The 11,411-nt window shown below is 73.6% G+C and carries 5 protein-coding genes; 4 read left to right on the forward strand and 1 reads right to left on the reverse strand.

Going from position 1 to position 11,411, the window contains the following annotated elements; translation table 11 throughout:
• The first annotated feature begins 15 nt into the window (after nt 1–15).
• Genes AB0G14_RS13360 through AB0G14_RS13375 form a run of 4 tightly spaced genes read left to right on the forward strand, consistent with a single transcriptional unit; the run spans nt 16 to nt 9,780 of the window.
• Complete coding sequence (locus AB0G14_RS13360) at nt 16–969, forward strand: TauD/TfdA family dioxygenase (RefSeq protein ID WP_357696913.1); 954 nt, start codon at nt 16–18, stop codon at nt 967–969.
• Nucleotides 969–1,157, forward strand: a complete 189-nt coding sequence (locus tag AB0G14_RS13365; RefSeq protein WP_357696915.1) for an MbtH family protein — start codon at nt 969–971, stop codon at nt 1,155–1,157. Before AB0G14_RS13360 ends, AB0G14_RS13365 begins: the two co-directional genes overlap by 1 nt.
• A complete protein-coding gene (locus AB0G14_RS13370; protein WP_357696917.1) occupies nt 1,154–4,273 on the forward strand; it encodes an amino acid adenylation domain-containing protein in 3,120 nt (1,039 codons plus the stop codon). The genes AB0G14_RS13365 and AB0G14_RS13370 overlap by 4 nt, the downstream gene beginning before the upstream one ends.
• Complete coding sequence (locus tag AB0G14_RS13375) at nt 4,273–9,780, forward strand: amino acid adenylation domain-containing protein (protein ID WP_357696919.1); 5,508 nt, start codon at nt 4,273–4,275, stop codon at nt 9,778–9,780. The genes AB0G14_RS13370 and AB0G14_RS13375 overlap by 1 nt, the downstream gene beginning before the upstream one ends.
• A 39-nt stretch (nt 9,781–9,819) precedes the next feature.
• Here AB0G14_RS13375 and AB0G14_RS13380 read toward each other — a convergent pair whose 3' ends face one another.
• Nucleotides 9,820–11,091 (reverse strand): hypothetical protein, encoded by a 1,272-nt coding sequence (locus AB0G14_RS13380; RefSeq protein WP_357696921.1) that lies wholly within the window; start codon nt 11,089–11,091, stop codon nt 9,820–9,822.
• Nucleotides 11,092–11,411 lie beyond the last annotated feature (320 nt).

The following is an 11,411-nucleotide window of genomic DNA, read 5'->3' on the forward strand; positions in this document are numbered from 1 at the left end:
AGGAGTGAGGAAGCAATGAGCGACACGATCGCCACACTGCCGGTGGTCGTCGAGAACGACGGCCGGGAGCTGACCGACCTGATCGCCGCCCGCCGCGCGGAACTGCGCGCGAGCCTCGTGGAGCACGGCGGGCTGCTGTTCCGCGGGTTCGACGTCGGCGGCGTCGAGGGCTTCGACCGGGTGGTGCGGGCGCTGTCCGGCGAGCCGCTGGTCTACACCGAACGTTCGTCGCCCCGGCACGCCATCGCCGGCCGCGTCTACACCTCGACGGACTACCCGCCGGACGAGGAGATCTTCCTGCACAACGAGAACTCGTACCAGGCCCGCTGGCCGCTGACGCTGTTCTTCTACTGCATCACCCCGCCCGAGACGCAGGGCGCCACCCCGCTCGCGGACGTGCGCCGGGTGTACGCGGAGATCGATCCGGCGGTGCGCGAGGAGTTCGTCCGCCGCCGCTGGATGCTGGTGCGCAACTTCCACGGCGACTTCGGCACCCCGTGGCAGCACGTGTTCAACACCGACGACCGCGCCGAGGTCGAGGCGTACGCGGCGGCGAACCGGATCGAGCTGGAGTGGCTCGGCAAGGACGGGCTGCGTACCCGCGCGATCCGCGACGTGGTGCACCACCGGCCCGGCTCGGACACCCCCCGCTGGTTCAACCACGCCACGTTCTTCCACCTGAGCACCCTCCCGAAGGACTACCAGGAGGGGCTGCTGGCCATGTTCGGCCCCGAGGGGCTGCCGTCGAACACCTACTACGGCGACGGCGGCGAGATTCCCGCCGACGTCATGGACCACCTGCGGGCCGCGTACCGGGCGGCCAGCGTCCGCTTCGACTACCAGCGCGACGACGTGCTGGTGGTCGACAACATGACCGCCGCGCACGGACGGGAGCCGTTCACCGGCCCCCGCAAGATCGCTGTCGCGATGGCCGAACCGCACACCCCCGAGAGCGCTGGAGAGAAGTGATGGCCGAAACCCGATTCCTGGTCGTCCACAACGACGAGGAGCAGTACTCGATCTGGTCGGCCGACCGCGACCTCCCGGCGGGCTGGCACGAGGCCGGCTTCGCCGGCACCCGCGAGGAGTGCCTCGCGCACATCGACACCGTCTGGACGGACATGCGCCCGCGCTCCGTGCGGGAGGCCATCTCATGAGCACCGCGAAGGAGTGGACCTTCCCGGCCTCCTACGCCCAGGAGCGAATCTGGGTGGCCAACCAGCTCGACACCGACTCGCCCGTCTACAACGTCTCCAACCCGTGGCGCTTCCCGGCCGGGATCACCCCGGAGCAGGCCAACGAGGTGTTCGGCCGGGTGGTCGCCCGGCACGAGTCCCTCCGCACCCACCTGCGGATGGACGACGGCAGCCTCACCCAGGTGGTCCGCGCCGTCGAGCCGGTCGCGCTGCCGGTCGACGACCTGCGCGGCCTCACCGGGCCGGAGCGCGACGAGAAGGTGACGGCGCTGCTGAGCGGGCTGGCCCGCACGCCGATCCCGCTGGACGCGCCGCCGCTGTGGCGGGCCCGGCTGGTCCGGCTCGCCGACGACGAGGTCGCGGTGCTGTTCGTGGTGCACCACGCGGTCTTCGACAGCCACTCGGCGGTGCTGTTCACCGACGAGCTCGCCGCGTTCAGCCGGGCCGCGCTGACCGGCGCGCCCGCCGACGTGCCCGAGCTGCCCATCCAGTACGCCGACTTCGCGGTCTGGCAGCGCGACCAGCTCACCGGCGCGGAGCTGGACCGGCAGCTCGGGTTCTGGCGGAACCACCTGGCCGGCGCGCCGCCAGTGACCGCCCTGCCGCTGGACCGGCCGCGCCCCGCGCAGCTCGGCTTCGCCGGCGACGAGGTGCGCTTCGACCTGCCCGAGGGCCTGCTCGACCGGGTCGGTCAGCTCGCCACCGGCTCCGCCGCCACCCCGTACATGGTGCTGCTCGCCGCGTTCACCGCGTTGCTGTCCCGGATCTCCGGCGACGACGACGTGGTGGTGGGCGTCTCCACCGCCGGCCGGGACACCGCCGAGCTGACCCCGCTGATCGGCATGTTCGTCAACCCGGTTGCGCTGCGCTGCGAGTTGACCGGCGACCCCACGTTCGCGGAGCTGCTCGGCCGGGTGCGCGGCGGGCTGGTCGACGCGATGGAGCACGGCTCGACCCCGTTCCAGAAGATCGTCGAGACCGTCGCCCCGCAGCGGGACCCGTCGGTGCAGCCGATCTTCCAGACCGCGCTGAACTTCATCCCGGACTCCGGCCTCGACCCGGTGCCGCTGGGCACCACCAAGGACGACCTCGCGTTCGACATCACCACCGGCGACAGCCGGCTGGTCTACCGCACCGCGCTGTTCGACCGGGTCACCGCCGAGGCGGTGGTCGCCCGGTACGTCCGGCTGCTGACCGCGGCCGTCGCCGACCCGGCGCAGCGGATCTCCGCCCTGCCGCTGCTCGACGACGCCGAGCGGAGCCTGGTGCTGTCGGGCTGGAACGACACCGCCCGCGAGGTGCCGCCGACCACCCTGGTCGCCGAGTTCGAGCGGCAGGCGGCGGCCACCCCGACCGCCACCGCCCTGGTCCGCGACGGCGTCTCGCTGACGTACGCCGAGCTGAACGCCGCCGCGAACCGGCTCGCGCGCACCCTGGTGGCGCGGGGCGCCGGACCGGAGGCCCGGGTCGCGCTGGCCCTGCCCCGCTCCGTGGAGCTGGTGGTGGCGATCCTCGCGGTGCTCAAGTCCGGCGCCGCGTACGTGCCGGTGGACACCGGCTACCCGGCCGGGCGGATCGCCTACCTGCTGGCGGACTCCGAGCCGGCGCTCGTGCTCGCCACGCCCGAGACCGCCGGACTGGTGCCCGCCGGCGCGCTGGTGCTCGACGGCCCGGTCGACGGCGACGACGCCGACCTGACCGACGCCGACCGGGTCGCCCCGCTGCGTCCCGGGCACCCCGCGTACGTCCTCTACACCTCCGGCTCCACCGGCCGCCCGAAGGGCGTGGTGGTGGAGCACCGGGCGGTCACCGCCTACCTGGCCTGGGCCCGGGACACCTACCCGGGGTTGGCCGGCACGGCGCTGCTGCACTCGCCGGTGTCGTTCGACCTGACCGTCACCGGCCTGCTCGGCCCGCTCACCGCCGGCGGCACCGTCCGGCTCGCCGCCATCGACGAGGCCGCGGCCCGCGTCGGCGACCGGCCGGCGTTCCTCAAGGTCACGCCCAGCCACCTGCCGCTGCTCGACGCCGAGCTGTCGCCGACGACCGACCTGGTCATCGGCGGCGAGGCGCTGACCGCGGAGCAGCTCGCCGACTGGCGGGCCGCCCACCCGGGCGTCGCCGTGATCAACGAGTACGGCCCGACCGAGGCGACCGTTGGCTGCGTGGCCGCCCGCGTCGCGCCGGGGGAGGAGCTTCCCGCCGGGGCGGTGTCGATCGGCCGGCCCACCTGGAACACCCGGGTGTACCTGCTCGACGCCGCGCTGAACCCGGTCCCGCCGGGCGTGGCCGGTGAGCTGTACGTCGCCGGTGACCAACTGGCCCGGGGCTACCTGCGCCGGCCCGGCCTCACCGCCGAGCGCTTCCTGCCCTGCCCGTACGGGCCGCCGGGGCAGCGGATGTACCGCACCGGCGACCTGGCCCGCTGGCGGGCCGACGGCACGCTGGACTACCTCGGCCGCCGCGACAACCAGGTCAAGATCCGTGGCATGCGGATCGAGCTGGGCGAGATCGAGTCGGCCCTGCTGGCCCGGCCGGACGTCCGCGAGGCGGCCGTGGTGGTGCGCACCGACTCCGGCGAGCCGACGCTGGTCGGCTACGTCGTCGGCGCGGCCGACGAGGCGGCGCTCGCGGCCGACCTGGCCCGGGAGTTGCCGGCGCACCTGGTGCCGGCGGCGTTCGTCCGTCTCGACGCGCTGCCGCTGACGCCGAACGGCAAGCTGGACGCCGCGGCGCTGCCCGCCCCGGCCACCGCCCCGGCCGCCGACGCGTTCGTCGCCCCGCGCACCGACGCCGAGGCGCTCGTCGCCGAGGTGTACGCCGACATCCTCCAGGTGGACAAGGTCGGCGCGCTGGACGACTTCTTCGCCCTGGGCGGCAACTCGCTGCGCGGCATGCGGGCCATGGCCCGGATCCGGGCAGAGGTGGACGTGGACCTGCCGATGCGGGCGCTGTTCAGCACCCCGGTGGTGGCCGACCTGGCCGCCCAGATCGAGCAGCGGATCGCCGCCGAACTCGACGAGCTCTCCGAAACCGAGGTCGCCGCGCTGCTCGCGGCGGAGAAGGACACTCCCTGATGACCGACCTGAAGGATCCGGCCCGGGACGCGGCCCGGCAGGCGCTCATCAGGCAGCGCCTGCGCAAACGGCAGGCCGCCACGCCCACCGCCCGGGTCACCCCGCGTCCGCCGGACGCAGAGGTGCCGCTGTCGTACGCCCAGGAGCGGGTCTGGTTCATGGACCAGCTCGCTCCGGGCGAGGCGGCGTACCACATCGCGGTGCCGCTGCGGGTGCGTGGGCCGCTGGACGTCGCGGCGCTGCGCCGGGCGCTGGCCGACCTGAGCCGGCGGCACGAGTCGCTGCGCACCCGGTTCCCGGCCGACGCCGACGGCCGGCCCACCGTGGTGGTCGCGGACTCCGTCGAGGTGCCGCTGACCATCGTGGACGCCCCCGACGAGGCCGCCGCGCAGGCGCTGGTGGACGCCGCCGCCGCCGAGCCGTTCGACCTGGCCGAGGGCCCGCTGCTGCGCGCCCTGCTGATCCGGTTGGCCGACGAGGACCACGTGCTGTTCCTCGGCAAGCACCACATCATCGGCGACGGCTGGTCGGTCGACGTGCTGCTGCGGGACCTGATCACCCTCTACCACGGCGGGGAGCTGCCGGCCCTGCCGATCCAGTACGGCGACTTCGCCCACTGGGAGGCCCAGGAGCTGGACGGGCCGCAGGCCCGCGGACACCTCGACTACTGGAATCAGCGGCTGGCCGGCATCACCCCGCTGGAACTCCCGCTGGACCTGCCCCGCCCGGCCACCCAGACCTACGCCGGCGACTTCGTCGAGTTCCGACTGGACCGGGCCGCCGCCGACGGGCTGAACGCGCTCACCCGCTCGTACGGCGGCACCCTGTTCATGACGCTGCTGGCGGCGTACCAGGTGCTGCTGGCCCGGCACGCCGGCCAGGACGACTTCGCCGTCGGGGCGTCCGTGGCCGGCCGCTCCGCGCCGGAGCTGGAGAACGTCGTCGGCATGTTCATCAACATGCTGCCGCTGCGGGCCGAGCTGGCCGGCGACCCGACCTTCGCCGAGCTGCTGGAGCGCACCCGGCGCAGCGTGCTGGACGGGCTGGAGCACGGCGAGGTGCCGTTCGCCAGGGTGGTGCACGAGCTGGGCCTGCCCCGCGACGTGAGCCGCTCCCCGGTGTTCCAGACGATGTTCGTGCTGCAGAACTACGAGATCGGCCGGTTCAACGAGGTCTCCGACGCCACCGACGTCACCTTCGACTGGACGCCGATGGAGCTGCGGGCCACCCGGTTCGACTTCGAGTTCCACGCGGTGGAGATCCTCGACGGGCTCTACGGCAAGCTGGTCTTCAACACCGACCTGTTCACCCGGGACACGGTGGAGCGGATGGCGCAGCGGCTCAGCACGCTGCTGCGCGCGGTGGTGGCCGCCCCCGACACCCCGATCTCCGCGCTGGACCTGCTCTCCGACGGCGAGCGGGACCTGCTGGCGGGATGGAACGACACCGCCGCCGACTTCCCGGCCGCGCAGACGCTGCACGGGCCGATCGAGGAGCGGGCCGCCCGCACCCCCGACGCGGTGGCCGTCACCTTCGAGGGCCGCAACGTCACGTACGCCGAGCTAAACGGCGCCGCCAACCGGGTCGCGCACCGGCTGCGCGCCGCCGGCGTGGGACCGGAGACCCTGGTCGGGGTCTGCGCGGAACGGTCCGTGGAGCTGGTCGCCGGGCTGCTCGGTGTGCTCAAGGCTGGCGGGGCCTACCTCCCGCTCGACCCGGAGTACCCGGCCGACCGGCTGTCCTTCATGGTCACCGACGCGGCCGCGCCGGTGGTGCTGGTCCAGGAGCACCTGCGCGACGTGCTGCCGGACACCGGCGCCACGGTCCTCGCCCTCGACGACGAGCGGGTGTGGGCCGACCAGCCGGCGGACGATCCCGCGCCGGTCGCCGGCCCCGGGCACCTGGCGTACGTCATCTACACCTCCGGCTCCACGGGCCGCCCGAAGGGGGTGCCGAACACCCACCGGGGCATCGTCAACCGGCTCGACTGGATGCAGAAGACCTACGGGCTCGGCGCCGACGACGCGGTGCTGCAGAAGACCCCGGCCAGCTTCGACGTGTCGGTGTGGGAGTTCTTCTGGCCGCTGCGCGAGGGCGCCCGGCTGGTGCTCGCCAAGCCCGGCGGGCACAAGGACGCCGGCTACCTGCGCGACCTGCTGGTCGCCGAGCGGGTGACCACCGCCCACTTCGTCCCGTCGATGCTGACCGTCTTCCTCGCCGAGGACGGCGTCGAGGCGGCGACGGCGCTGCGCCGGGTGATCTGCTCGGGCGAGGAACTGCCGCTGGCCTCGGCGGTCGACTTCACCGCCCGGCTGCCGTGGTGCGGGCTGCACAACCTGTACGGCCCGACCGAGGCGGCCATCGACGTCAGCGCCTGGCACTGCGACCCGGCCCTGCTGGCCGGGCTGACCAGCGTGCCGATCGGCGGGCCGATCGCGAACCTGCGGCTGCACGTGCTCGACGAGCGCGGCGAGGAGTGCCCGGTCGGGGTGGCCGGCGAACTGCACATCGGCGGGGTCGGGCTGGCCCGCGGCTACCACCGCCGGCCGGCGCTGACCGCCGAGCGGTTCGTGCCGGACCCGTTCTCCGCCGAGCCCGGGGCGCGGCTGTACCGCACCGGCGACCTCGCCCGCTGGCGTACCGCCCCGGGCGGCACGGGCGGCGTCATCGAGTTCCTCGGCCGTATCGACCACCAGGTCAAGCTGCGCGGCCTGCGGATCGAACTGGGCGAGATCGAGAGCGCGTTGCGCGAGCAGCCGGGCGTGGCCGAGGCGGCGGTGATCGTCCGCGAGGACAGCCCCGGCGACAAGCGGCTGACCGCGTACGTGGTCGGCGGGGCGGAGCACGCCACGCTGAAGTCGGCGCTGAAGGAGACGCTGCCCGAGTACATGGTGCCGAGCGCGTTCGTCACCCTCGACGCGCTGCCGCTGTCGCCGAACGGCAAGCTCGACCGCCGGGCGCTGCCCGCGCCGGTGGTCACCCGCGAGGCGTCCGTGGCGCTGGTGGAGCCGCGCGACGACACCGAGCGGCTGCTGGCCGGGATCTGGTCGGAGGTGCTCGGCGTCGACACGCTCGGCATCGACGACGACTTCTTCGACCTCGGCGGGCACTCGATGCTCGCGACCCAGGTCGTGGCGAAGATCCGCAAGGCGGAGCACGGCGGCCGGCCGGTCGGCGTGATGGACCTGTTTCAGCAGCGGACCATCCGCGAGCTGGCCGCCTTCATGTCCGGCAGCGCCGAGGCCGACGGGCCGCGCCGGCTGCTCTACGAGCTGACCAAGCCGATCCCGGCGGCCAAGCGCGTGCTGTCGTACGTCTGCGTCCCCTACGGTGGCGGCAGCGCGATCGTCTACCAGCCGCTCGCCGACGCGCTGCCGGCCGGGCACGCGCTGTGGTCCCTCGCCATCCCCGGCCACGACGTGGGCCTCAGCGAGGACGGCCTGCCGTTCGACGAGCTGACCAGTCGGGTCGCCGAGGAGATCCTGGAACGCGTCGAGGGGCCGATCGCCCTGTACGGCCACTGCGGCGTCGGCAGCGCCATCGTCGCCGAGGTGGCCCGCAAGGTCGAGGCGGCCGGGCGAAACCTGGAGGCGCTCTACATCGGGGCGATGTTCCCGTTCGCCCGCCCGAAGGGCGCGTTCGCCACCCTGCGCAACCGGATGGAGCAGCTGCGCAGCAACCGGCACTACGCGAGCTGGCTCAAGTCGATGGGCGTCGACACCGACGAACTGGATCCGGAGCAGGCGGACCGGATCATCAGCAACATGCGGGCCGACTCCCGGGCCTCGGAGGAGTACTTCACCGGCCTGCTGGACCGGCAGGCGGCCAAGCTGCGCGTGCCGATCATCTCGGTGGTCGGCTCGGAGGACCCGGTCACCGACTACCACACCGAGCGGTACGCCGAGTGGCAGTTCCTCAGCGACACCCTCGGCCTGGTGGTGCTCGACCAGGCCGGGCACTTCTTCCTGAAGTACCGCGCCGAGGAACTGGCCGAGATCGTCACCCGGGTCCACCCGGCGGTCGTGGCCAGCGACGTCTCGGCCCTCACCCCGGCCGCCCGGGGCGAGGACGCCGGCTGGTGGGTCGCCGACCACCAGCGCATCGGCGTCGAAGACCGGCCGGAGAAGACGGTGGTCAAGCCGTCCATGGCCAGGTTCGTGGCGGTCACCGCAGGGCAGCTGGTCTCCACCACCGGGTCGGCGCTGACCGCGTTCGCCCTGCCGATCTGGCTGTTCACGCAGACCGGCTCGGTGGCCAACCTCGGGCTGCTCTGGGCGCTCGCCCTGATCTGCGGCGTGCTGATGCTGCCCATCGCCGGAGCGATCACCGACCGGGTCAGCCGCCGGAAGATCATGATGATCGCCAGCAGCAGCGCCGGCTCGATCCAGCTGGTGCTGGCCGCGCTGCTCTGGACCGACAACCTCCAGCTGTGGAACATCTACCTGCTGGTGGCGTTGAGCCAGGTCGCCGGGTCGTTCCAACGCATCGCGTTCCAGTCGGCGGTGCCGCAGCTCGTGCCGAAGCGCTACCTCGGCCACGCGATGGGCATCACCCAGCTCACCAACGGCTTCGCCATGCTGCTGATGCCGGTCTTCGCCGCCGGCCTGCTGGCCGCCATCGAGCTCAAGGGCATCCTGCTCATCGACGTGGCGAGCTACGTGGTGGCGGTGCTGACCCTGGCCGTGGTCCGCTTCCCCGACCTGCTCGGGTGGCGGCCCAAGGAGCGGCTGCTGGTGGCCATCGCCAACGGCATGCGCTACTCCTGGCAGCACCGGGGCTTCCGGTTGATGCTCGGCTACTTCGCGCTGGGCAACATCTTCCTGGCGCCCGCCCTGGTGCTCACCACGCCGCTGGTGCTCTCGTTCGGCACCGCGACGCAGGTGGCGCAGGTGGCCCTCGCCGAGGCGCTCGGCGCGGTCGCCGGCGGCGTGCTCATGTCGCTCTGGGGCGGCCCCCGGCACCGGCGCATGATCGGCGTGCTGATCGGCAACCTCGGCACGGCCGTCGGCTGCATGCTGATCGGCCTCGACGCCTCGGTGGCGATGATCTGCGTCGGCGCGTTCTGGCTGGCGATGGCGATGACCACGGCGCAGTCGATCTACGCCACCATCGTCCAGGTGAAGGTGCCGCAGCGCTTCCACGGCCGGGTGTTCAGCCTCAACCAGACCATCTCCTGGTCGACCCTGCCGATCGGGTTCGCGCTGATCGCCCCCGGCGCGACCGCCCTGTTCGAGCCCATGCTCGCCCCGGGCGGGTCGCTCGCCGGGTCGGTGGGCGCGGTGATCGGCACCGGGCCGGGCCGCGGCATCGGCTTCGCGTACGTCTGCTTCGGCGCGGCGCTGGTGCTGATCACCCTCGGCGGCTTCGCGATCCGGCTGCTGCGCCGGTTCGACGTCGAGGTGGAGGACTCGCTGCCCGACGACCTGATCGGCGCGCAGGAGCGGGAGAAGCGCCTCGCCGCCCGTGCCGCCGAGCGTGCCGAGGAGAAGGTGCCGGCAGGGGTGTGAGTCGTTCCCCGGGGGCCCGGTTGACGGGCCCCCGGGGGCTCAATCGCCGTCGGACCGGTCGGCGATGTCGGCCTCGGGCACGTCCTCGGGGTCGGCGACCCAGGCCGAGAAGACCGGCACCCCGTCCCACGGGCCGGCCGCGCTGCCGCCGACCCGACCGTCGGTGGCGACCGCCACCACGGCGTACGGGTGGCCGAAGCGCAGCTCGGCGATCCGGACGGTCCCCTGCGGCGGCAGGCACTCGAGCGTGGCGAAGCCGGTGACCGCGGCCGCCTCGAAGCCGTACCGGCCGTAGCGGGCCATCGCGGCCTGCGCCACCTCGAACCTCAGACCCGCATCGCCCAGCAGCTCGCCGAAGACCCGCGCGACGGCGGGAAAGCCCAGCTCGGGTGCCGTCAGCCCGTGCCGGCTCTCCGCCGACCAGCAGGGCAGCACCGCCGTCGCCCGCTCCTCCCGGCCGCCCGGCGCGAACGTGTCGCCCGGCTCCTCGCGCAGCGTCCACAACGGAGAGTCGCCCAGCGGAAGGTCGTACAGGGAACGCCGGGACGCCGGCAGGTGGTCCTCCGGCGTGGCGGCGGCGACCGCCGCGACCTCGTGGGCGGCGGCGAGGACGTCCCCGGCGGGCACGTCGGACGCGGCGGCGACCGAGACCACCAGCAGCCCGGCTACGCGGTCGGCGGTCCGCGCCGGCCGGGCGGCGGCGGCGTGCACGGCGACGGTGCCGGCCCGCGCGGTGTCCGCGATCCAGCACCGGTGGCCGTACTCCGGGGTGCGCAGCGCCCGGCTCAGCCGGCCGGCCCAGGCGCTGTCCGGGCCGAGGGCGTCGGCGGGCGCCACCTCGAACGGGTCCATCCAGGAGACCCGGGTGGCCAGGGCGCTGGCCAGGATCAGCAGCACCTCCGGCGTGACCGTCAACGGGAACGTGTCGATGAGGTCGAGCGTGTTCTCGCGGGCCCACGCGTCGAGCCCGGCCTGCTCCGGCAGCGGCCCGGTGGCGGTCGGCCCGGGCAGGGTCGCCCGCCATCCGTCGAGCCCGGCGGTCACGGACCCCGGCCGGTGCCAGAACGCGGTCGCCGACGGCACCAGCGGGTGCGGCGCCTCCAGCAGGACGCGGGCCGCCTCGGCGGCCGTCTTCGCGTCGGTGCCGAGCGCCTCCTCCAGCGCCGCACGGGTCGCGTCGGTGGTCGCCGGCGCGGCGAGCGCCAGCAGCAGCCACGCGCCGAGCGGGGAGGCGACGTGGTGCCCGTCGCCGATCACGGCGTGCAGGCGGTCGGCGTAGCGGGCCAGGGGAGCGCGGATGTCGATCGTCACCGCTCCACTGTGCCCGCTGGTCGGGCGCGCGTCACCACCATCGGCCGACCGGTTTCCGGCGCCGTCACGACCACAGTTCGAACGGCTCGTCGATCTCCTCGCCGCCGTCGGACTGGCGGCTGGGTAAGGGCCCGTCATCGACGCGGATCACCCGCTAGCTCGTCAGGCTCGGCGCAGTTCAGTGGCCCAGCACGAGCTCGACGACCTCTGACCGTCCTCACGATGACTAGTACCAACGCCGTTCAGTTAGGGCTTGCAGATCATCAACGCGCTGTTTCGATCTCTTGCGGGATGGCGACGCCTTCTGCGGCGGCGAGGGC

It is taken from the genome of Micromonospora sp. NPDC023814, from assembly GCF_040639595.1.
GTDB lineage: Bacteria > Actinomycetota > Actinomycetes > Mycobacteriales > Micromonosporaceae > Micromonospora.

Bases quoted from the DNA above. Each gene is read 5' to 3' on its own strand.
- AB0G14_RS13375 (WP_357696919.1), top strand. From the start codon at position 4,273: ATGACCGACCTGAAGGATCCGGCCCGGGACGCGGCCCGGCAGGCGCTC.
- AB0G14_RS13370 (WP_357696917.1), top strand. From the start codon at position 1,154: ATGAGCACCGCGAAGGAGTGGACCTTCCCGGCCTCCTACGCCCAGGAG.
- AB0G14_RS13365 (WP_357696915.1), top strand. From the start codon at position 969: ATGGCCGAAACCCGATTCCTGGTCGTCCACAACGACGAGGAGCAGTAC.
- AB0G14_RS13360 (WP_357696913.1), top strand. From the start codon at position 16: ATGAGCGACACGATCGCCACACTGCCGGTGGTCGTCGAGAACGACGGC.